The sequence below is a fragment of the Maribacter sp. MJ134 genome (genome assembly GCF_003970695.1).
Lineage (GTDB): Bacteria > Bacteroidota > Bacteroidia > Flavobacteriales > Flavobacteriaceae > Maribacter.
Genome location: NZ_CP034570.1, coordinates 3,769,176 through 3,793,908, shown reverse-complemented (window position 1 = coordinate 3,793,908; position 24,733 = coordinate 3,769,176). Strand labels below are relative to the sequence as shown.

Annotated in this window: 23 protein-coding genes; 14 read left to right on the top strand and 9 right to left on the bottom strand. The window is 40.4% G+C overall.

Translation table 11 applies throughout. The features are described 5' to 3' along the window. Positions 1-300 precede the first annotated feature (300 nt). The 6 genes from EJ994_RS16375 to EJ994_RS16350 form a co-directional block, all read right to left on the bottom strand. On the bottom strand, positions 301-2,538 hold the full coding sequence (locus EJ994_RS16375) for a TonB-dependent receptor (RefSeq protein WP_126593466.1): 2,238 nt from the start codon (positions 2,536-2,538) through the stop codon (positions 301-303). A gap of 9 nt (positions 2,539-2,547) precedes the next feature. After that, a complete protein-coding gene (locus EJ994_RS16370; protein ID WP_126593465.1) occupies positions 2,548-3,267 on the bottom strand; it encodes a heavy-metal-associated domain-containing protein in 720 nt (239 codons plus the stop codon). A gap of 4 nt (positions 3,268-3,271) precedes the next feature. After that, positions 3,272-4,126, bottom strand: a complete 855-nt coding sequence (locus EJ994_RS16365; RefSeq protein ID WP_126593464.1) for an NHL repeat-containing protein — start codon at positions 4,124-4,126, stop codon at positions 3,272-3,274. Between the two features lie 76 nt (positions 4,127-4,202). Then, on the bottom strand, positions 4,203-4,829 hold the full coding sequence (locus tag EJ994_RS16360; protein WP_126593463.1) for a heavy-metal-associated domain-containing protein: 627 nt from the start codon (positions 4,827-4,829) through the stop codon (positions 4,203-4,205). A gap of 67 nt (positions 4,830-4,896) precedes the next feature. Continuing rightward, a complete protein-coding gene (locus EJ994_RS16355; protein ID WP_126593462.1) occupies positions 4,897-5,667 on the bottom strand; it encodes a hypothetical protein in 771 nt (256 codons plus the stop codon). 107 nt (positions 5,668-5,774) lie between these two features. After that, positions 5,775-6,155, bottom strand: a complete 381-nt coding sequence (locus tag EJ994_RS16350) for an HYC_CC_PP family protein (RefSeq protein ID WP_410504161.1) — start codon at positions 6,153-6,155, stop codon at positions 5,775-5,777. A 152-nt stretch (positions 6,156-6,307) separates the two neighbouring features. Here EJ994_RS16350 and EJ994_RS16345 point away from each other — a divergent pair, with 152 nt between their 5' ends. The 7 genes from EJ994_RS16345 (at position 6,308) to rodA (ending at position 14,028) form a co-directional block, all read left to right on the top strand. Then, positions 6,308-6,763: a GAF domain-containing protein gene (locus EJ994_RS16345; protein ID WP_126593460.1), complete on the top strand. Its 456-nt coding sequence runs from the start codon at positions 6,308-6,310 to the stop codon at positions 6,761-6,763. A gap of 150 nt (positions 6,764-6,913) precedes the next feature. After that, positions 6,914-8,446, top strand: a complete 1,533-nt coding sequence (purH, locus tag EJ994_RS16340) for a bifunctional phosphoribosylaminoimidazolecarboxamide formyltransferase/IMP cyclohydrolase (RefSeq protein ID WP_126593459.1) — start codon at positions 6,914-6,916, stop codon at positions 8,444-8,446. A 56-nt stretch (positions 8,447-8,502) separates the two neighbouring features. Continuing rightward, positions 8,503-9,531 (top strand): rod shape-determining protein, encoded by a 1,029-nt coding sequence (locus tag EJ994_RS16335; RefSeq protein ID WP_126593458.1) that lies wholly within the window; start codon positions 8,503-8,505, stop codon positions 9,529-9,531. 35 nt (positions 9,532-9,566) lie between these two features. Next, positions 9,567-10,391 (top strand): rod shape-determining protein MreC, encoded by an 825-nt coding sequence (gene mreC, locus EJ994_RS16330; RefSeq protein ID WP_126593457.1) that lies wholly within the window; start codon positions 9,567-9,569, stop codon positions 10,389-10,391. Continuing rightward, positions 10,381-10,890, top strand: a complete 510-nt coding sequence (locus EJ994_RS16325; protein ID WP_099575151.1) for a rod shape-determining protein MreD — start codon at positions 10,381-10,383, stop codon at positions 10,888-10,890. The genes mreC and EJ994_RS16325 overlap by 11 nt, the downstream gene beginning before the upstream one ends. Next, on the top strand, positions 10,887-12,755 hold the full coding sequence (gene mrdA, locus EJ994_RS16320; RefSeq protein WP_126593456.1) for a penicillin-binding protein 2: 1,869 nt from the start codon (positions 10,887-10,889) through the stop codon (positions 12,753-12,755). Before EJ994_RS16325 ends, mrdA begins: the two co-directional genes overlap by 4 nt. Beyond that, positions 12,745-14,028 (top strand): rod shape-determining protein RodA, encoded by a 1,284-nt coding sequence (gene rodA, locus EJ994_RS16315; RefSeq protein ID WP_099575153.1) that lies wholly within the window; start codon positions 12,745-12,747, stop codon positions 14,026-14,028. Before mrdA ends, rodA begins: the two co-directional genes overlap by 11 nt. Here rodA and EJ994_RS16310 read toward each other — a convergent pair. Next, positions 14,025-14,837: a DNA/RNA non-specific endonuclease gene (locus EJ994_RS16310; RefSeq protein ID WP_126593455.1), complete on the bottom strand. Its 813-nt coding sequence runs from the start codon at positions 14,835-14,837 to the stop codon at positions 14,025-14,027. The genes rodA and EJ994_RS16310 overlap by 4 nt on opposite strands. A gap of 88 nt (positions 14,838-14,925) precedes the next feature. Here EJ994_RS16310 and msrB point away from each other — a divergent pair, with 88 nt between their 5' ends. Next, positions 14,926-15,381, top strand: coding sequence for a peptide-methionine (R)-S-oxide reductase MsrB (gene msrB / locus EJ994_RS16305; RefSeq protein ID WP_099575155.1), 456 nt, complete (start codon positions 14,926-14,928; stop codon positions 15,379-15,381). Next, complete coding sequence (gene msrA, locus EJ994_RS16300) at positions 15,378-15,917, top strand: peptide-methionine (S)-S-oxide reductase MsrA (RefSeq protein WP_126593454.1); 540 nt, start codon at positions 15,378-15,380, stop codon at positions 15,915-15,917. Before msrB ends, msrA begins: the two co-directional genes overlap by 4 nt. A 50-nt stretch (positions 15,918-15,967) precedes the next feature. Here the strand turns inward: msrA and EJ994_RS16295 are convergent, their stop codons facing one another. Next, complete coding sequence (locus tag EJ994_RS16295) at positions 15,968-18,118, bottom strand: carboxy terminal-processing peptidase (protein ID WP_126593453.1); 2,151 nt, start codon at positions 18,116-18,118, stop codon at positions 15,968-15,970. 179 nt (positions 18,119-18,297) lie between these two features. On the opposite strand from EJ994_RS16295, the gene surE reads away from it, so the two are divergent. The 5 genes from surE (at position 18,298) to EJ994_RS16270 (ending at position 23,160) form a co-directional block, all read left to right on the top strand. After that, positions 18,298-19,074: a 5'/3'-nucleotidase SurE gene (gene surE, locus EJ994_RS16290; protein ID WP_126593452.1), complete on the top strand. Its 777-nt coding sequence runs from the start codon at positions 18,298-18,300 to the stop codon at positions 19,072-19,074. Next, entirely contained in the window at positions 19,071-19,355 is a 285-nt protein-coding gene (locus EJ994_RS16285; protein WP_099575159.1) for a hypothetical protein, read from the top strand. Before surE ends, EJ994_RS16285 begins: the two co-directional genes overlap by 4 nt. Further along, the gene (gene lpxB / locus EJ994_RS16280) at positions 19,355-20,479 is read left to right on the top strand and encodes a lipid-A-disaccharide synthase (protein ID WP_126593451.1); all 1,125 of its coding nucleotides are present in this window, start codon (positions 19,355-19,357) and stop codon (positions 20,477-20,479) included. Before EJ994_RS16285 ends, lpxB begins: the two co-directional genes overlap by 1 nt. Before the next feature lie 85 nt (positions 20,480-20,564). Then, a complete protein-coding gene (locus EJ994_RS16275; protein WP_126593450.1) occupies positions 20,565-21,131 on the top strand; it encodes a C40 family peptidase in 567 nt (188 codons plus the stop codon). A gap of 1 nt (position 21,132) precedes the next feature. After that, a complete protein-coding gene (locus EJ994_RS16270; RefSeq protein WP_126593449.1) occupies positions 21,133-23,160 on the top strand; it encodes a ComEC/Rec2 family competence protein in 2,028 nt (675 codons plus the stop codon). Here the strand turns inward: EJ994_RS16270 and EJ994_RS16265 are convergent. Next, on the bottom strand, positions 23,157-24,719 hold the full coding sequence (locus tag EJ994_RS16265) for a peptide MFS transporter (RefSeq protein WP_164721491.1): 1,563 nt from the start codon (positions 24,717-24,719) through the stop codon (positions 23,157-23,159). The genes EJ994_RS16270 and EJ994_RS16265 overlap by 4 nt on opposite strands. Positions 24,720-24,733: the final 14 nt, after the last annotated feature.

The window sequence follows — 24,733 nt, the reverse complement described above, 5'->3', positions numbered from 1 at the left end:
CTATTTTTACTTTTAATTTAATCTCTAATATTTACACCTCCCTCAATCCCTCCTCATTAGGAGGGAGGCCTTTACTTTTTAAGTTGAACCTAACTACCTCTCGAAAGCACTTTGACTAACCCAAGTCTGATCTTTAGCCCGATAAAATCCTTCTGCAAAACTCAACTTAATAAGTCACAAATCAACCCCTATGTCTTCCTCACCCTGAACCGAGCGTTGGAGCCAAAATATTTTACATTTTTACTTCTTCACTTTTTACAAATTAACAAGCTCAACCCAAAAGACAACCTTCTGGGGCTTTTAGGGGACCTTAAACCGAAATCCGACATAAAACATTCTTCCCATAATGGGTGCGAACACTATACTTGTATCAAAATTCTCGCCAAAAGGGTTATCCGCACCCAAAACAGGGTTACTTTGTCTAAAATTAGTCAAATTTTCGCCACCTAGATAGACTTCAAATCTGTCGGAAAAGACTTTAGTGGCTTGAGCATTCATTAAACTATATCCTTCCGCCGTATCGCCTAGTCGAAATTGTGGTGGGTTTTCATCGGTATTTGGCAAACGTTGCTCTCCTAAGGTATGTACCGTATAATCAAACTTCCACTGCGCACCATTATCCTTTATGTTGGTTTGGTAACCCATATTGACAAAAAATCGGTGCTGTGCCTGTAACGGTTTTTGAAGGGTTCCACTTCTATAGTCCGTTTGCACATCGTAATATTTATAGGCCAAACGTACCTCTAGATTCTTTAGGACTTCTTGGTTTACCTCTACCTGAAAGCTATCCGCATAACTTTTCCCCTCTAAATTATAAAAAGAAACTGCTCTAGGATTCTCCCAATCTACTACCACCTGATTTATAAAATCGGTCTTATAATAGTCTAACGTAATATTTCCTTTTCGGTTCAAAAACAAAAAACCCTGTAAAAAGCTTACACCATAGTTCCATGCGTCCTCGGGGTCAAGGCCATAAACACTTCCTTCTGTATCCAATAGCTGAATTTGTCTTGAAGAGCCGAACAACTGTTGGTTCTCCGCAAAAATATTGGCCGCTCTCCTACCTCTACCAAAAGAAGCCCTTAAGCTTCCTAGTTCCCACGGTGTATAGCGCATGTGCAGCCGTGGAGTGACGAAAGTGCCTAAGCGATTATGGGTATCTACCCGAAGACCTGCGGTGAGACTAAGCTTTTCCAGATTTTCATAACTGTATTCAAAAAAGACCCCTCCGGAGGTGTCATCCCTTCCAAAATCTTGCGTATTTACCAATTCATCATAGGTATCATGGGCGAATGTAAGCCCGGTTTTAAATTTACTTCGTGTGTCGCCTATAATCGAATTGAAAATAAGGTTGGAGTAGATACTATTGTGGTTAATGTCATACCGATTAAATCCGTAGTAAGATTCCTGTTGATGATTGCTATACGAGGCTTGAAAACCAAAACTTTGAAAAGGTAGCTCAGGGAAAACATACCCAAGTTTAACGGAGGAATCAAACCTACGGGTATCTATTTCGCTCCCCCATGCATTGGTGGTAAACCTATCGGTATCAGGGTCAAAAACTACCTCGCCCACTTGTTTTTCATCGTTCAAAAAGCGAAAATTAACAAAGCTCACCCAGCCTGTTTCCGGATTTTGATATTGCCAGCGGTTCATAATATTTATCTGTTCCACTAAAGGAGCATCTAAAAAACCATCGTCATTCCTGTCTTCTTTCTGAGTTCTTAAGTTTCCATGGACGTACAATCCTGTACTCCACTTATCCGAAAGCTTGTGATTACTATGGGTATTTAATTCCAAACGTCCATTTCTATTGGCATATCCATTCACAAAGAAGGCCCTATCCGTTAAAGGCTTCACTAGTTCGGTATTTATTTGCCCCGAAATACTCTCATAACCGTTTACCACACTCCCGGCTCCTTTGGTAATCTGTATACTCTCTACCCATGTGCCCGGAGTAAATGTGAGTCCATACGCTTGGGATGCTCCACGTACCATAGGAATATTCTCCTGTGTAATTAACAAGTATGGACTTGTAAGTCCCAACATTTGAATTTGTTTGGTACCTGTTAAGGCATCTGAGAAGTTCACGTCAATAGCGGGATTGGTCTCAAAACTCTCGGATAGGTTACAGCATGCCGCTTTTAAAAGCTCGGCACTATTTACGGTTATCACATTCTGAGCACTGAAATATGCCTTCTCTACCGCATCTCGTTCTTGTTGCACAATTACCTCATCCAGTTGATTGGAAGGACTTAAAAAGTGATTTATCCTTTGCGCATTTGTAATGATAAGCGTATCGCTTTTATAACCCACATAACTGATTATTAATTTGTTATAGGCCTTGGAATAGGGAATACTAAAAATTCCCTCATCATTGGTTATGGTTCCGGTCTGAGAGTTCATCCAATATACATTTGCTCCGGACAAAACCTTATTTTGGTCTCCGCTCCGTTCCATAACCACACCTTCTAAGGTAGCTTGTGACACGGCGATAAGCGGTATGCATATCAAAAAAACAAAAATATACTGCTTCATAATTCCCTTTTAAACTAGTTGTAACAGCATAGCAAAAGCCATTACCAACATAATGGCATTTTCAATAAAGGTTGCTTCGGTCATCGGCAATTTTAAGGCCGTTCCCAAACAGGCACAACGAATGCTTTTTTTATCCAGCAGACTTTTGGTGACCCCAACGGTGGTAATTCCTAAAATAAGTATCGTTACCACTAAAGCTATGGGTATTTGTAAACGCATTAAGAACAACAATCCTAAAGCCAACTCAATAAACGGATACACCCAACCGTAGGCTGGAAGTATTTTTGCGAGGGGATCATACATGCGAAAGCTATCCGGAAAGCCTTTTAAATCGAGTAACTTAAAAAAACTGAACACGATATAGAACAGCCCCATAAAATCCAACATGGCCTCAGAAGTACTCCATGCTTTAAAATTCAATAAAAAGGCAGCGGCAAACAAATAGGCAAAAATGAGCAATAGGGGTTTTAACTGCTGTAATTTCGATTTCTCTTCTTCTTGCGCCAATGGGTCCGTGGTGAGTTTTCCCTTTTTAGAAATGGTATATTTTTCTGGCAAGGCCGATTTAAGTGTATCGAGGTCAATATGTACTCTCATTTCAACAACGGCCTCCGAGGTTTCCAGATTTACCGCCACATTTTCAACACCGTTAATTTCCGACAGGTATTTACTGACCGATGCCACGCAGCCATTGCAGGTCATTCCTGTTACTGTATAGGTATGTTTCATATTTCTATTCTTTGTTTTCTTGAGCCCCCTTTGGTTGGGTCACTTCTGCAAAATCAAACACATTGATTTCACCATTTCTATAGTTGATTACATAAAGTTGCGCATTAAAAATCATTAAATCGGTGGCCTTTTCAATATGCTCTGAGATTTCCTGTTGCAAGTTCCCATCATGGTCAAAAATGAGTATGCGGTCATTTTCAAAATCGGTCACGAACACCTCGGTGTCAGACACGAAAATACCCGTTGCGGCGTTCATCTTTTGATCTTGGCCCATAATCTTTACAAAGTTCCCCTTTTTGTCAAAAGCTTGAACCCTATTGTTATAAGCATCGGCCACCCAAATTAAGGAATCGGTGATTTGCACATCGGTTGGGTAATAGAATTCACCCTTAGCTTTACCTTCTTTTCCAAAGGATATCCAGTTGTTCCCGTCGGAATATAAAATTCTATTACTGTAGAAATCGGCTATCGCTTTCTCTCTTCCTAATACAGAAACACCCGCTGGTGCATCCAAACTATCCGTTAGACTAAGCACTCCACGCTCTCCGGACCTCAACATAACAATGTTATCCGCTCCGTATTGCGGAATGTAAATGGTTTCCTCAGCAGCATCAATATGCATAGGTCTTTCCAAAGAATCTATAGTTTGTTCAATATTGCCTTCTCCATCTATTTGAACCAAACGATTATGGTCTCCATCGGAAAGCCATAGCTTACCGTTTAGCTCGGTAATGCCAATTGGGTTTACTTCATTTAGCTGGATAGACTTCGCAAGGACCCATTCTTTTGGGAGCGACTCTTTTTGTTTACAAGAGATTACCAAAAGTGCTCCGAATAGTACTATGTATATATATTTCATTACTTAATTTTTAGTAGTTACGGCGCGATCCAAAAGGAAATTGGACAGTACTGACCGCGCCGATAACTTTATCTTCTTATTTGCCTATCCTATCATAATGACAGCAAGCAGGTAACTGGTCATATGTTCCTTTTTCCGCCTTATAATTTTTAGTATCGTGGCCCGCTTTTGCAATCGCCTTTTCTATTTCTGACAGTGTTGTTGCACCCGCGTCAAAGGACACCTGCATCATTTTGGTATCCTTGTCCCAAGAAATATCAGAAACTCCGGCTACACCTTTGGCCGCCTCGCTAATCCGTGCCTCGCACATACCGCAATTACCCACGACCATGAGTTTTTTGGTCACAGTCCCTTCCGTTTTAGCGGAGAGCGACTGTTTTTCCGACGCTTCAATCGTACCATCTGCTCGCTCTATTTTGGTAGTTATTGGGGTATACCCCGCTTTTTCTACCTGTTGTTGAACAGCAACCAAGGTCAGTTCTTTTTCCGCTGGATAAGCAAAACTGAAATCTCCAGTCTCAATATCAATCTTTACCTGTTTAATACCCTTGAACTCCTTGAACTTTTTCTCTAGTCCGTAAGCGCAAAAAGGACAACCAAGGCCGTCTACCTGCACCATAAATTTATCCATCGCTTTTTGAGCATTTGCTCCAAACACGGTCATCATCCCGACGACCAATGCTACTATTATTGTTTTTTTCATTTTTGTGTTTTTTAATAATTTAAATTCATCAACTTTATATGGTAATTAGGCCCTTTGGCGGTGCCAATTAAAATGTAAATCGACCTCCAAAAAATATGCTGTATCGCAGGTTTCTACCCACTTCAAAATCACTCACCAAAGGCACTTGAATCGCCAGCTCAAACGTAGTCGCCTTTCTTGCATATTGTATGCCTTGCGCATATAACAACTGATACCAATCTCTTTCTACTAGCCAAGAATTGGTATATTCAAAAAAGAGGTTCACTTGCTTGTTGGGATACTGTGGTTTTAAAAGTGGTAGTCCAAATCCTAATTTATAGCGGAACTCGTCCAAAGTACCATCGGGCACTGCATTGTAGCCGAACTCATTGGATATACCGTATTTTAGGGTTTCATATCCCGCAACGATACCGTAATACCCAGCATACTTGCCCGTACTTAATTCCATTAAATCTAGCTCTTCTCCCGTGGGCAAAGTCTGTACCGTCTTGGCTGATATTCTAAGAGTCTTGCCCGTGGCATCTTTTCGAAAAAATTGATATTTTCCTATTATTTTGATATCGGCCAGAGCACTGCCACTTGCCTGGTTATCGATATCATAATTCAAATAAGGAATATCTACACCTATTGAGGAGTTCGATGTTGGCAGGTAACGCATCATTAGCGGTACATAAACAAATGAACCTCGCTCCGTGTTTCGTAATTCCGTTAATGTTCTAGCGGTAAAACTGCCCGCCCCGAGCATAATTGGTTTATCAGCGGTTATTGGCGGACCCTGAGCTGCTGAGAATACTGCGGACAGTATGGATAAGGCTACTAACCTAAGTTTATATTTCATGAATGTTTAATTTGATGTTAACCCAGATCATTGGGTGCTTTTGTTTATTTCCATCCTAGGCTGACCTAGCAGGGTAAATCCAAAATATCCTCTAGCGAGGAATCACATCAAATTAAAAAAGTTTCGTCAAGTAACTGTATGTCCCTGACCAGAAGTGGTGGTGGGTAATACTCGTTTATATTCGTTTGCTGTTCACTACTAGAGAACAACGCAACGTAGGCCTTCGCAAAAACTGCGATAAAGACCTGCTGGTCTAAAGTAATATCGTTAAAAGAAATGTTGAGATCATCTTGACCTTGAATCGTCAGGATTTCCTCACCACAACAGTGGTTTTCATCAGAGTCTTCCTCCATCATCAGCATCGCTGCTTCCATACCACAATCCTGAGCCTTTGAGAATAAAGCAACATCCATTACACGACCCATACACGTGTGCTTTTCAATAGTCCATGAGACTGTTGAAAACAATACTAACACCGCCATGACCACGGACCATATGTGATGAGCTACACTTTTCACTCTACAAAGATACTATTTTAGAATTTTGGTTAATAGTACTTAACGAATTTTTAAGGCTGTTCTTATTGTTAGTTTCCTTTTAAAAATCGACTTTTGATTTAGATTATTGAAAATAAGAGACCATGTTAGATTCCCTGAGACCTAAAATAAAGAGCATCATCCACTCCAACCAAGAAACAGATACCAAGCTCCAAGAGATCTGTAATCTCCTTCAAGAAAGTGTTCCACATTATGACTGGGTAGGGTTTTATTTTAGGAATGGTGACAAAGAAGAATTAAAGTTAGGTCCCTATACGGGAGAACCAACGGACCACACGATTATACCGTTCGGGAAAGGAATATGCGGACAAGTGGCGGTCAGTAACGAAAATTTTGTTGTGCCTAATGTGCAAGCGCAAGACAACTATATTGCTTGCAGCCTTACCGTAAAATCAGAAATCGTTGTTCCGCTCTTCGTAAACGGTGAAAATATTGGTCAGATAGATATTGATTCCAATACACCCGACCCGTTTACAAAGGAAGATGAACGGTTCTTAGAATTCGTAAATGAAGAATTGACGAAGATTATGGAGCACTAGTATGGTAATTTAAACGCATACGGCTACGGAAATAGGACACAACCTCTTAACCGTTCAAAACTTTAGCCTATTTGTTGATAACCTCGCTGTTGTACTTCTCTTAAAAAAATTACTTTTGTGTGCTTAAATTACTAATCACAAGCACTACCCATGAGCACTGTTAAAAAAGCGACTTCTGCCTTAATTTCCGTTTTTCATAAAGACGGATTGGAACCCATAGTAAAAAAATTCAAGGAACTTGGCATTACCATCTATTCTACCGGTGGCACGGAGAAATTCATTAAGGACCTGGGCATAGACGTTGTTCCTGTAGAAGATGTCACCAGTTATCCCTCCATTCTAGGCGGTCGCGTTAAAACCTTACACCCAAAGGTATTTGGCGGTATCCTCAATCGACAGGACAATGATGGTGATGTTGCGCAATTAGCAGAATTCGATATTCCACAATTGGATATCGTAATCGTAGATTTATATCCCTTTGAGAAAACCGTTGCAAGTGGTGCCTCTGAACAGGACATCATAGAAAAAATAGATATTGGAGGTATCTCTCTAATACGTGCTGCCGCAAAAAACTTTAAAGACGTCATGTGCGTGTCTTCTATGGAAGATTATTCAGAATTCCTCGAAGTCATTTCTAAGGATAACGGAAATACCACGTTGGACGATAGAAAGCGTTTTGCCGCAAAATCCTTCAACGTTTCCTCGCACTATGATACGGCTATATTCAATTATTTTAACCAGCACCATGATATCGCCGCACTTAAGGTCAGTGAGACCAACGGAAAGGTATTGCGTTATGGAGAAAATCCGCATCAGAAAGGATTTTTCTTTGGAGATTTTGATGCCATGTTCTCCAAACTTCACGGCAAAGAACTCTCTTATAATAACTTGTTGGATGTTGATGCCGCTGTAAACCTTATGGGAGAATTTAAAAATGAAGCCCCAACCTTTGCCATTTTAAAACATAATAACGCATGTGGATTAGCGCAACGCAGTACACTTCACCAGGCTTACGTGGATGCTCTGGCCGGCGACCCGGTTTCTGCCTTTGGTGGAGTATTGATAAGCAATAAAGAAATTGATAAAGCCACGGCGGAGGAAATCCATAAATTATTTTGCGAAGTTGTTATTGCACCAAGCTATACAGCGGACGCCCTGGAAATACTTAAAGGCAAGAAGAACAGGATTATACTAGTTCAGAACGAAACCACTATGCCGGAAATGCTGGTAAGAACTTGTTTAAACGGCATGTTGCTTCAGGAGAAAGACCATAAGACAGATGCTATTGCAGATTTAAGCTATGCAACGGACACCAAGCCAAGCGAGCAAGAACTTGATGATTTACTGTTCGCTTCAAAATTATGTAAGCATACAAAGTCTAACACCATTGTGCTGACAAAGAACAAGCAACTGTGTGCTAGTGGTACGGGACAAACTTCGCGAGTAGATGCCCTGAACCAAGCCATACACAAAGCGCAATCCTTTAAATTTGACCTAAACGGTGCCGTAATGGCCAGTGATGCATTCTTCCCATTCCCTGATTGTGTTGAGATTGCAGGCCAAGCAGGAATTACAAGTGTTATACAACCGGGGGGCTCTATCAAGGACCAGTTGAGTGTGGATTATTGTAATGCGAACGGAATTTCAATGGTGATGACGGGCACCCGTCATTTTAAGCATTAATTTTACTACTTTTGTCGATGAAATGCACCCCTTAATCCATAACCAAACAAATTTATATGGGATTTTTTGATTTCTTGACTGAAGAGATAGCCATAGATTTAGGAACGGCGAACACGCTTATCATCCATAATGACAAGGTCGTAGTAGATAGCCCTTCTATCGTTGCTCGTGATAGAATTACAGGTAAAATTATCGCAGTTGGTAAGGAAGCCAACATGATGCAAGGAAAAACCCATGAAAATATAAAGACCATTCGTCCTTTAAAGGATGGGGTAATTGCCGATTTTGATGCATCTGAAAAGATGATCAACATGTTCATTAAAAATATCCCGGCATTAAAGAAAAAATGGTTCCCGCCTGCCTTGCGCATGGTCATCTGTATCCCATCTGGTATAACGGAAGTAGAAATGCGTGCGGTAAAAGAATCAGCGGAGCGCGTAAACGGCAAAGAAGTATATCTTATTCACGAGCCCATGGCAGCGGCCATTGGTATTGGTCTTGACATTATGCAGCCCAAAGGAAATATGATCGTAGATATAGGTGGTGGTACCACGGAAATTGCAGTAATTGCCTTAGGTGGTATTGTTTGTGATAAGTCGGTCAAGATTGCAGGTGACGTTTTCACCAATGATATTATCTACTACATGCGTACGCAGCATAACCTGTATGTGGGTGAAAGTACTGCGGAGGCAATTAAAATTGAAATTGGTTCGGCGACGGAAGACCTACAATCTCCCCCGGACGAAAAATCGGTTCAAGGACGAGATTTACTAACGGGTAAACCCAAACAAGTACAGATTTCTTATCGGGAAATCGCAAAAGCACTGGACAAATCTATTTTGCGCGTGGAAGACGCGGTAATGGAAACCCTATCGCAAACTCCACCAGAATTGGCAGCGGATATCTACAATACAGGAATTTATTTGGCCGGGGGTGGTTCTATGCTGCGTGGCCTGGACAGAAGGTTATCTCAAAAAACGGACCTGCCCGTATACATTGCAGAAGATCCTTTAAGAGCCGTAGTTCGTGGTACAGGAATAGCATTGAAAAACCTAGAACGATACAAGAGTATCTTGATCAAGTAATTTTTGAGTACTTCAATTTGAAAACGTAAAAGTGAATGCAGCAGATTATAAATTTTCTGATTCGGTATAAAACGTTCTTACTTTATGCCTTTCTGCTCTTTATTTCCTTGGTTTTCACTTTTCAATCGCATTCCTATCACCAGTCTAAATTTCTAAATTCCGCTAACTATTTTTCGGGCAGTATTTATGAGGCTTCCAATAATATCACCGCTTATTTTAACCTTCGCGAAGAGAACCGTAATCTCGTAAGGGAAAATGAATTACTAAGATTTCAACTTTATAACAAGCAAGAGGGCATCACCCCAATAACGGATTCCTTACTGAATAGCTATACCGTAGTACAGGGTACCATAGTAAAGAACAGCTTTTCCGACCAAAGAAACTATATCACCATAAACAAAGGTCGCTTAGATAGTGTAAAACAAGATATGGGCGTAATTACGGACAAGGGTATTCTGGGGATTATAGAGAATACATCTAAGAACTATGCCACGGTGCAGAGTATATTGAACGAAAAATCGAATATCAATGCTAAGATTAAAAATTCCAACCATTTTGGTTCGTTGGTCTGGAATACCAAAGACTATAACACCGTTCAGTTGATAGATATTCCCAGACTGGTTCAGTTAACGATTGGGGATACTATAGTAACCGGTGCAATGAGTAGTATCTTTCCTGAAAACATTCCCATTGGCACGATAAAGAAATTTGATTTGGACACGTCAAAGAGTTTTTATTTTATTGATGTGGCCTTATTTAACGACATGACCAATTTGAAACATGTATATGTTATTCAAAATTTGAATAGGAAAGAAGTTTTAGAACTGGAAACAGAAACACGAACAACCAATGATCAGTAGTTCCTTTTTTATAAATATCCTAAGGTTCATCTTGCTGATTTTGGTACAGGTGCTCGTATTCAACAGATTAAATTTCTTTGGCTTCATCAACCCCATGATTTATATTCTGTTCATCTATTGGTATCCGATAAAGGAAAACAGAACCACTTTTTTAATCATAAGTTTTATCCTTGGTTTTCTGATAGATATCTTTTCCGATACCTTGGCCATTAATGCAGCTGCCACAATTACCATAGCCTATTTAAGACCTACAATTATGCGGTTCGTATTCGGTGTAAACTATGAATTTCAAAGTTTTAAATTAAACAACAGTACCAAGGCACAACAATTTACTTTTTTGGCGTTATTAATTGTAATACATCATGTTGTATTCTTTACTTTAGAAATTTTTAGTTTTGCCAATAGTCTCTTAATCATACAAAAAACGTTTGCTATAGGCCTTGCTTCTTTGATATTGGGTCTATTGTTCAGCACCTTGTTTAGCACTAAGAAAGAATGAGGAAAATACTTTTATCATCAATTATCGTCATCATAGGAATTACCTTCCTTAGCAGACTTTCCTACCTTCAAATTTTCAGTTTTTCACCAGATCAAGTTTTAGAAGACCCTGCCATCAAGGCAATATACGATTACCCTGAACGTGGTTATATTTACGACAGAAATGGGGAGCTTTTGGTCGGTAACGACCCAGCTTATGATGTCATGGTCATACCCAGAGAGGTCAAAGCTCTTGATACACTAGAATTTTGCGGATTAATAGGGGTTGATAAGGAAAAATTCAAGGAAAAGCTTAGAAAAGCTAGAGTATATTCCCCGAGACTGCCATCGGTCTTGGTTCCACAATTATCAAAAGAAGATTACGCAAGACTTCAAGAAAAGATGCGTAAGTACAAAGGATTCTACATCCAAAAAAGGTCCTTACGTTATTATGATACGCCTAGCGCTGCCAATGTACTGGGTTATATTAGCGAAGTCAATGAAGGGGATTTGGCAAAAAACAAATACTACGTTCAAGGAGAACTAAAGGGGAGAACCGGTGTTGAACGCTACTATGAAGATCTCTTGCGCGGACGAAAGGGAGTTCAGTATATTCAAAAAGACAGATTCAATAGAGATATTGGCCCCTATAAAAATGGAGCATTGGACACACTTCCAGAGCAGGGCAAACAAATTAGTATTACACTTGACAAAAAGCTTCAAGAGTACGGAGAGCGTCTAATGAACGGTAAAAGAGGTGGCATTGTAGCCATTGAACCCGCCACCGGCGAGATACTTTCCATGATATCCGGCCCTACCTATGACCCTGCACTTTTGGTCGGACGGGAACGCTCTAAAAACTATACCAAACTTTATAACGACACTATAGCGAACCCTACTTGGGACCGATCAATTCATGCCCAACAACCCCCCGGGTCGCCATTCAAGACGCTAAACGCACTTATTGCGTTACAAGAAGGTGTTATGGACGAGTCCTCTACCATTCGCTGTTACAATGGGTTTTATGTCGGAAAAAAGAAAAGAGGTTGTCATTGCGGCGGAGGTCTTCGCAATATGAACAGTGGAATCTATCAATCTTGCAATGCTTATTTCGCAGGTACCTTTAGGAAGATTTTTGAAAAGTTCGATACCACCGATGAAGGAATGGACGTATGGGAAAAGCATATGAAGAGTTTCGGTTTGGGCAATTACCTTGGCTATGACCTTCCTTTTGGACAGAAAGGAAGAATCCCTAGTAAAGAGTATTATGATAAATGGTACGGAGATAATCGATGGAGCTCTTCTTTCATCATATCAAATTCCATAGGGCAAGGAGAAATCTTGGCTACTCCGGTACAACTGGCCAATATGACTGCGGCCATCGCAAATAAAGGCCATTATTTTACGCCGCATATCCTTAAAAAAATACAAGGAAAAGATATTAGCGACCCCAAATACACAGAACCTAAAAGGACAACTATAGATCGAAAACATTTTGACCCGATCATTCAGGGAATGGCCGATGTTTACAAAAAAGGAACGGCCAGATGGGTACAAGTACCAGGTATTAATATTGCGGGGAAAACGGGTACGGCAGAGAATTTTACAAAAATAGACGGCGTACGAACCCAACTTACGGACCATTCGGTGTTCGTGGCTTTTGCTCCAGTCGAAAATCCTAAGATAGCGATTGCAGTGTATATAGAAAATGGGTATTACGGCTCGCGTTATGCAGGACACATCGCCTCCTTAATGATTGAAAAATATATCAAGGGAACCATTACAAGAACCGACTTGGAAAAGAAAATGCTAGACAAAACTTTAGAACATGAATATGCGAAGCCCTACAGCGGTGAAGAGTTCAAGATAAACGAGTATGTCTGGTAGAAGTATCCTTAAACGAATAGATTGGCTTACGGTATTTATCTACTTTTCATTGGTGCTTATAGGCTGGTCCAACATTTACTCTAGCACCTTTACCGAAACACAGGACACACTTTTTGATTTTAGCACCTTACATGGAAAACAGCTTTTTTTTATTGGCGTAAGCTTAGTGGCCATTTTGGTAATCATGGCCTTGGAAGTGAATTTCTACGAACGTTTTTCCAGTGTTTTCTATCTATTTTCCATAGTCTCACTTTTAGGACTCTTCGTCTTTGGAAAGACCATCGCCGGAGCTACCTCTTGGTACAGTTTGGGATTTATGAATTTTCAACCCTCAGAGCTAGCGAAGATTACGACCGCCCTTGCTCTCGCTAAGTATTTAAGCGATATCCAAACGGATATTAAACGAAGAAAGGACCAACTCTATGCCCTATTAATTATACTTATCCCGGCGTTGCTCATCATTCCGCAACCGGACCCGGGAAGCGCGCTCGTATTCTTTGCCCTGGTCTTTGTTATATTTAGAGAAGGACTACCGTTATTTTATCTCGGAATCGGTTTTTTCGCCATTCTTATTTTTGTAACCACGCTCATGTTCGGAACCATTTGGGTTACCATTGGGCTAGCCTTGCTCCTAGTACTTCTGTTCGCATTAAAACGAAAGAGCTTTAAAGTTCCTATTTTTCCTTTGGTCATCGTGACCACAATCACAATACTGTTTTCGCTCTCCGTCAATTTTGTTTTCAACAATGTATTCGAACAACGTCACCGCGATCGTTTTAGCCTCTGGCTGCGACTAGAAAAAGACCCGGCCAAACTAGAACAGATTCGTAAAACAATTGGCTATAACACCTACCAGTCAGAAAAAGCCATCGAGTCTGGAGGCTTCTTTGGTAAGGGATTTCTAGAAGGAACAAGAACTAAAGGAGACTTTGTACCCGAGCAACATACCGATTATATTTTTAGTACCGTTGGGGAAGAATGGGGCTTCATTGGCACGGCTACTGTAATCATACTTTTCTCCATTTTATTTTTAAGATTGATTTCCTTGGCGGAGCGACAAAAAAACGATTTCTCTAGAATGTACGGATATGGTGTCATTTCAGTACTTCTTATCCACTATTTTATAAATATTGGAATGGTCATAGGTGTGCTGCCTACCATTGGAATTCCTTTGCCCTTTTTCAGTTACGGTGGGTCTGGTTTATTATTCTTTACCATTCTATTGTTCATATTTCTTAAGCTAGACACCAATAGATTAAAGGAAAGCTTTTAAAACTTCCAGTTTTTCAAGCGTACTCTAGATTCCATCACGGCCTGCTGCTCAACCGGTAGTTCTTTAAAGAAATCAATTCCGGTTCTCATTTCTATAGCATCAATGGTAACCGCAAAATTAGATAGTGGTGTTGTTTGTTCTTCATTCGGTAAGATAAACCCGACAGCCTCTAATTGATCCGGGCTTCCCTTTGCTACAATCTTATAAAAATACCTCGGAACCGCTACGTCTTCATCACCAATCTCATCCAAGCCATCCTCCAACACACCTCCAGTTATTATATATAATTTCCCGTATCTTTTTGCCCAAGACCTCGTCATCATTTCTAATCTATTCCAAACACCTGCGTTGAAATCCCTGTCCTGCGGACTTATGTTGCTGGTATAGAAAGTCTCGTTATAGGCCTGTTCTGAAAACCTACGGTCACCGGCAGGGACCAAGTGCCCACGATCATAACCGGAGCCTTTGTAGTTCTTCCAATCGGCTGATTTCGATTTTACCCATGGATCTTCAATAAAATAAGGTCTTTTTCTATCGTCATACGTCAAATGTTCTTTGTTCAAGACATAAGCCACCCATTCTGCCTGTTCAAAAGGCTCGTTATAGGACAAGGAAAAATAAGAATGGTGCACTATTTCATCTGTTGTAGAGCTAGGCAACAGGTTTTCAGGAAAATTCGCTTCTTTGAGAGCTTCTTTGCTTGTAGAATAGGTGCCGGGTGTATAAAAGTTTTCAAAAAGCCAAAAACCTACTACGCAAACAAGGATTAAAATTGAGTAAATAGTTCTATTTTTAGTATCAAATCTCATCGTCCGAATATAGCTTAATTTTGTAAGAAGCAATGTACTAAAACGACTAAGAAACTATAGAACAACTTTAAAGAAAGGAAGGAAAATTATGACTTTAACATGGAAAGATGTTATTCATTTCTCAGTGAACGGAAACCCTGTTCCTGATAAGAGAGTTGAGAAAACCGAGAGTGAATGGAAACAGATCTTAACTCCTGAACAATTTAGGATTACCCGAAAAAAAGGTACGGAAGCACCGCATACCGGAGCACTTTGTAGCGTACATGATGCAGGCAAATACGAATGTATCTGCTGTAATACGCCACTTTTTGATTCTACCATAAAGTTCGAATCCGGGACGGGATGGCCCAGTTTTACGCAACCGATAAAAGCCAACTCCATAAAATATATAAAGGATGTTAGTTTTGGAATGATACGGGTAGAGGTACTTTGCAATACTTGTGATGCCCATCTTGGCCACGTTTTTCCAGACGGACCGGAACCAAGTGGACTCCGCTATTGTATAAATTCTGAATCCCTAAAAATTACGAAAGAAGCTAAATGAAAAGCAATATAGAAGTTATAACCGTAGGTGGTGGATGTTTTTGGTGCACCGAGGCGGTTTTTCAAGAAGTAAAAGGTGTTGAAAAGGTAGTATCTGGATATACGGGTGGAAACGCTCCCGGTAAACCAACGTACAGAGAAATCTGTTCCGGTTTAACGGGGCATGCAGAGGTTGTGCAAGTAAGCTTTGATGCCTCCGTAATATCACTTTCGGATATCCTCATCATATTCATGACCACGCACGATCCTACTACGCTCAATAGACAAGGAGCGGATGCCGGAACGCAGTATCGTTCCGTAATTTACTATAAAAACGATAGGCAAAAGGAAACGGCCAATGCGGTAATTAAAGAACTAAACCCTTATTATGATAATTCTATAGTAACCGAGGTAAGTCCTTTAGGTATTTTTTATGATGCGGAAGAAGCCCATCAGAATTACTACAGAAATAATACATCCCAGGGCTATTGCCAAGTAGTCATTAACCCTAAGCTTTCTAAGCTACGAAAGCTACATGCGGACAAGTTGAAGGCGTAAAGAAAAAAGCCGCTCTATGAGCGGCTTTTTTTATATGTTATGGCATTGCACTAGCCCTTTACACTAGCTAATTTTCCGTTTTGTATGTTCTTTATATTGTTCATTTTTAAATCTTGTAATACATTTACGGCTTCCTCTACATAAACATCCTTTGCTAGGTTCTTATGCCAACGGTTTCTCTTTTCCCTGAGAACAGAATCTTTTGTAAACAAAGCTTCTTCATACTTCAGTGATTTAAAGGTAAGTTTAGAATCGTACTCGGAAAGACTCTTAAAGTAATTTGATTTTTCCTTGTCTTTAGATTTCTCTTCCTTGTAGGTTTCATAGTTCAAAGAAATCTCCGTTTCTTCCTGCTCCGCCTTAAGCCATTGTGCATTTTCCTCTATAAGTTTAATCTGGGCATTTGCAGCCATTCGCTTTTTACTATTCGCTATGGTCTGGTCATAATCGATATAGCCGTCCCATATTTCATATTCTGCAGGTGTAATCTTATCCCATTTTAAAGGATTTGACTGGTCTCTTTCTCCTAAATCTATATAACTGTACTTATCCGGAACCACGACGTCACTCTTAACGCCCTCTAGCTGTGTAGAACCTCCGTTAATACGATAAAACTTTTGCGTAGTTAATTTAATGGCTCCTAAATCTCCATGCTCGTTACTACGTACGATATTATCCAAAGGAATAACATTCTGTACGGTACCTTTACCAAAAGTTTGTTTGCTACCTATAACCACTGCGCGCTTATAATCTTGCATCGCTGCGGCCAATATTTCAGAAGCCGAGGCAGATAGTTCATTAACCAGTATTACAAGTGGGCCATCCCACTGAATTCTTTCATCTTTATCCTCGTACACATCTTTTTCCTTACTACTTGATCTTACCTGTACCACCGGACCCGATTTAATGAACAAACCGGCCATTTCAACTACAGTTTTTAAAGAACCTCCCCCATTATCCCGTAAGTCCAAGATAAGACCTTCTGCACCTTCTTGCTTTAAACGCTCTACCTCTTTGGCAACGTCCGAAGCCGCATTTCTCTCACTATAGTCTTCAAAATCTACATAAAATTTAGGCAGATTAATCAGTCCAAATTTTTCATCACCTCTAATAATATTGGCCGATTTCGCGTAAGATTCCTCTAACTCTACCACATCTCTGGTCAACGAAACCTCTTCCAAAGAACCGTCTACCTTTCTCACCGTAAGGTCAACAATCGTTCCCTGCGCACCTTTTATCAATTTAATGGCATCATCCAAACGCATTCCAACAATATTGATCGGCTCTTCTCCGTTCTGACCCACTTTTAATATCTGATCGCCCACTTCTAATCTGGCATCTCGCCACACTGGGCCGCCAGAAATAATTTCTACAATCTTAGCTCCTTCCGGTTTTTTTTGAAGTCTGGCTCCAATACCTTCAAACTTACCGGACATGTTCATATCAAACTTTTCCTTATCGTCCGGTGCAAAGTAGAAGGTATGCGGGTCAAATTCGTCCACTATAGTATTGATGTACTGTACAAACCAATCTTTACGGTCCAAATCTGCAATAAAATCGAAAAACTCGTCTAAAGTAGACTCTGTAGATTCCCGTGATTCTTTTTCTGCTTCTTCTGGAGAATGGGCTTTGTGATCATGATCGTCAAAAGCACCGTCGGCATTATCTTTCTCAGCATGTGCAACTTTAGAATCATAAGTTCCTAAAGTGGCATACTTCAACTGTTTTCTCCATCGTTCTTTTAATTCGGCTTTATTGGCGACAAAGTCTTCGTTTTCATATTTAATACTGATGCTTTCGTCCTGGTTATAATCGAAAGGGGTCTTTAGCACTTCTTTGTAGATTTCCTTTGCATCGTCCATGCGTTCAAGCAATCTATCGTAGACCATGTTGAAGAAAGTAATATCCGTATTTTTGATTTGATCGTCTATTTGAAACTTGTATTGCTCAAATTCCTTGATATCCGTCGCTAGAAAATAACGTTTTGTAGGGTCGATGACATCTATAAAATCCTCAAAGACATTAGCCGAAAAATCATCGTTGATACTTTTTGGCTCGTAGTGCCCTTTTTCTAAGACATAGGTTATAAGGTCTAACAATAGTTTATCCTTATCGTCATTCTCAAAAGTTTTATTGGTAAAGCTGCAAGAAGCAACCGCTATGAGCATTACTACTAAAACGTAGGCTAAATTTCTTTTCATAAAACTATCTTTTTTATTCCTTTTCAAAATCCTGAAATTAAAGCGTTAGAACGCGTCAGAATTCTCTAAGATAAAGAAAAAACCATGCCAATTATGGGACATGGGATTAATTTTTTGTTAAACGACTAAATCGAACAATCTTATTTAAAAACGTATTTTTACGTCATAAAGTATGTTTCATGAAAAAACCTTTGATACTGGTTACGAACGATGATGGAATAACCGCTCCGGGCCTTAGGTCATTGGTCTTGCTTATGAAAGAAATTGGGGATGTTGTGGTGGTTGCCCCCGACAGTCCGCAATCTGGAATGGGACATGCAATTACGTTGGACAGCACGCTTTATGCCACGAAGATGAGTTCCGATTTTGGAGCATCAGGAGTTGAGGAATATAGCTGTAGCGGCACACCCGCAGACTGCGTAAAACTAGCACTGCAGGAGCTCTTGGAAAGAAAACCTGACATCTGTGTAAGTGGCATAAACCATGGAGCCAACTCCTCTATAAACGTGATATATTCCGGAACTATGAGCGCTGCTATCGAGGCAGGTATCGAAGGAGTACCGGCCATTGGTTTTTCGCTATGCGATTACAGTTGGGACGCAGATTTCTCACAAGCCAAAGCATTTATTACAAACATCGTAAAAGAAGCCCTTGACCACGGCATACCAAAAGACGTAGTGCTCAACGTAAATATTCCTCGGTTAAAAACAGAGGAAATTAAAGGCGTTAAAATATGTAGACAGGCCAAAGCAAATTGGAAAGAAAAATTCGATAAAAGAACCAACCCCATGGGCAGGGATTATTATTGGCTCACAGGAGAGTTTGAATTATTGGACAAAGGGGAGGACACGGACGAGTGGGCCTTAGCCAACGGTTACGTCTCTTTAGTTCCTACACAATTTGACCTCACCGCTCACCACGCCATACAAGCTATAAACAACTGGAATTTAAAATGAACACTAAGAAAGAACTGCTCATAGGCTTTGCCGTAGGACTTATAGCCAATACGATTGGAACACTGTTGTATATACTCCTGTTTTCTGATCTGAGCATCACAGAAACCTATAATGCGGCAATAGCTCAAGGTCATGTGGGTAGTCTGCTTGCATTGGGCGCTATTTTGAACCTAGTGGCATTCTTTGGATTCTTAAGGATTAAAAGAGACCAACGCGCTAAAGGCGTATTGATCGCAACGCTGCTTACGGCGTTATTGATTCTCTACTATAAGATTTTCTAATGAAGTATTATATTATTGCTGGGGAAGCATCGGGTGACCTTCATGGTGCTAATCTTATCAAAGAATTGAGGCTCCAAGATAAGGATGCGAACATACGCTGCTGGGGAGGTGATTTGATGCAGAATGCCGGTGGAACCTTGGTCAAGCATTACAAGGAAATGGCCTTTATGGGCTTCTTGGAAGTACTATTGAACCTAAATTCAATTTTTAAGAACATTACATCCTGCAAGGAAGATATTCTTAATTTTAGTCCCGATATCCTAATCTTCATCGATTATTCCGGATTTAATCTTAGAATCGCTAAATGGGCGAAAGAAAACGGACTCAAAACCAATTATTATATTTCTCCCCAAATTTGGGCTTCAAGAGAAGGACGCATAGAAAATATAAAAAGGGATATTGATGCCATGCACGTGATTTTACCCTTTGAGAAGGATTTTTACGAAAACAAACATAATTTTCCAGTGAATTTTGTAGGCCACCCGTTATTGGATGCTATTGCTAATAGGCCAATACTCGATGAAGCACGTTTTAGACAAGAACATCAGTTACATCCAAACAAACCCATTGTAGCGCTACTACCGGGTAGCCGTAAACAAGAGGTGCAAAAAATGCTGCAGGTGATGCTATCACTTTCCGATGATTTTAAAGACTATGAATTTGTTATTGCCGGCGCACCTAGTTTGGACAGAACCTTCTATACCTCTTTCTTAGCTGACGAGAACGTGAAGTACGTACAGAGCAAAACCTACGATTTATTGTCGTTAGCCCATGCAGCGCTTGTTACGAGTGGTACGGCAACCTTAGAAACCGCTTTGTTCAATGTACCCCAAGTGGTGTGCTACAAAGCCAATTGGATATCTTATCAAATCGCAAAACGAATCATTACACTAGAGTACATTTCTTTGGTAAACCTTATCATGGGAGCGGAAATCGTAAAAGAATTGATACAGGACAAGCTCACGAAAGTTAACTTAAAAAATGAATTGAATCTCATCCTGTCCGGACCTAAAAGGGAAAAACAGATTAACGCCTACCAGCTATTAAGTCAAAAATTAGGAGGGCACGGAGCCAGTAAAAAGGCTGCTTCATTAATCATTTCCAACGCAAAACGAGAAGGGTGATTTAAACAATTACCCTCCGTATTTAAGCGCTTACAAAATAATTCTATAATTTTGATGTTCAAGTACTAGAGCACACTTGAACCCTATGCGACCATTTATCTGTATTTTTTTAGTGCTATGTTTAGCCAGTTGCGGAAGTGGCAAAAACAGCAAAACCATCGCACAGAAGCGCAAAATTTCTGTTGCTGCGGCGGATAATGCGCGGCGCGGAAACTCCTATTCCCCTAAGCCCCGTAAAGCTGTAGAAGTAACGAATAGCACCAGTTTGTCCAAAGCGGACAAGGTCATCAATACTGCTCTAACTTTTTCCGGAGTGCGGTACAAGTTCGGAGGTACCACCCAAAAAGGAATGGATTGTTCCGGCTTGCTCTACGTTTCCTTTGGGAAGCACGATATACAACTTCCAAGAACTTCCATACACATGGCAGAAGAAGGTAAAAAAATCAGGATCCGGGATGTGGAAAAAGGAGATTTACTGTTCTTTAAGACCAACAGGCGAGCTAAAAGAATTAATCATGTAGGTATGGTCGTAGCCGTTGAGAACAATGAAATTAAATTCATACATGCTTCTTCCTCTAGAGGAGTAACCGTTTCTTCCTTAAGGGAAGGTTTCTGGAATCAAGCTTTTGTAAAAGCTACTCGAATACTCTAGGATGAAGTTATTCGCGTTCGTTCCCGTAAAATTAGCGCTACTTCTCATTATCGGAATACTTATCGGTCGGTATTTTACGTTTGACATCAGTTGGACTCTTGGCTGTACCTTAGCCCTCATCATTACACTAAGTTTATATTATACTTTAACCAAACAACTAACTTCTACCCTATTCGGTAGTATTGCCGCGGCTACCACGATTGCATTAGGAACACTTACCTACCAACAGGCGCAACCCATAAATAATAGCGCACACTACAGCAAAGCTGCTTTTGAAAACAATGGCCCGTGGCAACTTAAAATAAAGGAGGTGCTGAAACCCTCTTCTTTCTCTCAACGATATATTGCCACGGTCAACAGCTTGGACCGTAATCTGGTCTCGGGGAAAATATTGCTCAATAAAAAGATGGACACTACCGCGCTTACGCTCCATGTTGATGATGAGCTTTGGGTGTACACCCGACCTATTGCCATTGGACCTCCATTAAATCCGCATCAATTTGATTATAAGCGGTATTTGGAACATATGGGCATCTACCATCAGTTGAACTTAAATACAACAAATTATATAAAAAGTAAGACCCACACTAGTACTGTTTATGGCCTGGCGGCCAAAGCAAGATTACATATTGTTGAGAAATTAAAAGAGCAGAATTTTGGAGCCGATGAACTCGGTGTTATCCAGGCATTATTACTTGGACAGCGTTCTGATTTATCTGAAGAAACCTATGATAATTATAAGAAAGCGGGTGCTGTACATATCCTTGCAGTTTCGGGATTACATATTGGGATATTGTTATTGTTAATTCAATTTTTGCTTAGTCCGTTAAGAACCTTGCCGAAAGGCAATATCGTTATCCTCGTCCTTTCTGTTGTGCTCCTTTGGGGATTTGCGTTTCTGGCCGGACTTTCCGCTTCAATTATAAGAGCATGTACCATGTTCAGCTTTATCGCCTACGCCCTCTCTTTGAACAGACCTAGTAACACCTCTAATATTCTTTCGCTCTCTTTGTTCTTTATACTACTATTCATAAACCCCAACCTACTGTTCCATATCGGATTTCAAATGAGCTACGCGGCCGTTTTTGCCATTGTTTGGATATATCCATTGCTACAAAAACTATGGTTTCCCAAACATAAAATAGTCCGTTATTTTTGGCAATTACTCTCGGTGAGTTTAGCCGCGCAGCTAGGTGTGCTGCCAATCAGTCTTTACTATTTTCATCAGTTCCCGGGTTTATTCTTTATTTCCAACCTACTTATCGTTCCCGTACTCGGAGCAATACTGGCTATCGGTATCTTAGTGATTTTACTCTCGCTTAATAACGCGCTACCGGATTGGTTGGTGTGGCTATTTAATAAACTTATCCTATGGATGAATACGGTAGTTGATTTGGTCGCGCAACAGGAGGCTTTTATCTTCAAGTCCATTCCCTTTGATCATATACAACTCGTTATTGGCTACATCGTCATTCTACTTATGATAGGTCTGTTGTCCAAGGTTACTTTTAAAAGATTGTCATTCTTTTTATTCGGCATTCTAGGCTTTCAACTTTGGACAATGTATGCTGATTACAATGCCAGCAAACAAAAGGACATTCTATTATTGCATCAAACTAGAAACACAGTTCTTATCCAAAGAAATGGTCGTTATTTGAACGTGTGGAGTAAGGACTCCCTAAAATCAAAGAACATCCTCACTAATTTCGAGGTACAGGAACGCATCTACAGAACAACGCACGATACACTGCGCCAAGCCTATCTTGCGGATAACCAGTCTTTCTTAATAATCGATAGCTTAGGCATATTTCCTGCAGCTAAAGAAAAAAATATTATACTATTGACCGATTCGCCAAAAATTAATTTGGAACGTCTGATACGGGATACACGACCAAAACTGATATTGGTGGACGGTAGCAATTACAAGAGTTACGTAGCCCGTTGGAAAAATACGTGTAAAAAAGCAAAACTCCCATTTCACTATACGGGTGAAATGGGAGCTTATTCTTTTATTTCCGAACCCTATTAGTGGTCAGATAGCTCAAAACCTTCGGTTTCATCGTCATGAATAACGGTTTCCTTATCCTCCGCCCCATGTGTAAGTCGTTTTAGAGGTTTCAATAGTAGTATCACTAAAAGTCCAAAAAGGACTGCAAAAACGAACAATCCTCCAAATACTTTAAATTCACCTGCCTGTACAGAGCTTTCGCCAATGACTCCCGCCACTTTGTTGCCCAATCCCGTGGCCGCCCAATAAACACCCATCATTAGGGCCATATACCTTGCCGGTGCCAACTTGGTAAAGAAGGATAAAGAAACAGGGGACAGGCACAACTCGCCCAAGGTGTGAAACAGATACGCCAATACTAGCCAATACATGGCCGAACTGCCATTGGCCTCGTACTGCATAGACGCAAATACCATATAAACAAAACCGATGCCCATAATAATAACACCGACCGCCATCTTAAATATAGAAGAAGCCTCTTTGCCCTTAAGTTTTCTTTTAGCCCAAAAATTGGCCACCAGTACGGCAAAGAGAATTATAAATCCAGCATTTGCCCCTTGAAACCAAGCCGCAGGTACTTCCCATCCCATAAGCATTCTATTTGTCTTTTCTTCAGCGTACAAATTCATTAATCCGCCCATTTGCTCAAATGACCCCCAAAAAACGACCACCATCAACAGGGATATCAACAATACTAAATACCTATCCTTTTCCACTTGGCCGTTCAAATTCTTATAGATCATCATCATTAATCCCGTTACTAGCGTCAATACAATAAACAAGGCTCCGTAACCCCAATGGTCCGGTCCTTCGAATGTAAATCCGGCATAGATGGACAAGGCCAATAACACCACTACAATTCCTAATTGTAAGGGCGACTTCAATAATTGAGAAAAAAGTGTCGCAAGACTAATATCTGATGACTTTTCTTCGACCGTTGGTTCGTTGCCCACATGGGTCAAGAAACGCTGTCCGTACAGATAAACTACTAGGCCAAGCAACATTCCAATACCTGCTAGGCCAAAACCATAGTGCCATCCATATAAGGCAGCCACTAACCCTACGGAAAGTGACGCTGTAAATGAACCTAAATTGATGCCAACATAAAATATACTAAACCCTTTATCCCTTCTAATGTCATTCTGTTTGTACAACCCGCCTACCATAGTGGAGATATTGGGTTTCAACATTCCAACACCTAAAATAACTAAGCCTAGACCTGTATAGTAAGCCCATATCGCATCTATAGCCAATACGCCATGACCAGCTGTTAAAAGAATCGCGCCAATGGTCACGGCTTTTTTTTGTCCTATTAATCTATCTGCAATAAAACCGCCGGGGATACTCATCAAATAAACCAACATGGTATACCAACCATATAGGGCAAGAGCCTCTGTCGTCGTCCAGCCCAAACCACTCTGCGGGTCATTTTCCAAAGTTTGCGCGGTCATATATAGCGTAAGCAATGCGCGCATGCCATAATAGGAAAAACGCTCCCACATTTCTGTAAAAAAGAGAACATATAATCCTACGGGATGTCCAAAAAGCTCTCTTTGATGTGCCGGTTTTGTACTTGTCATAATTGGGTTGGTTT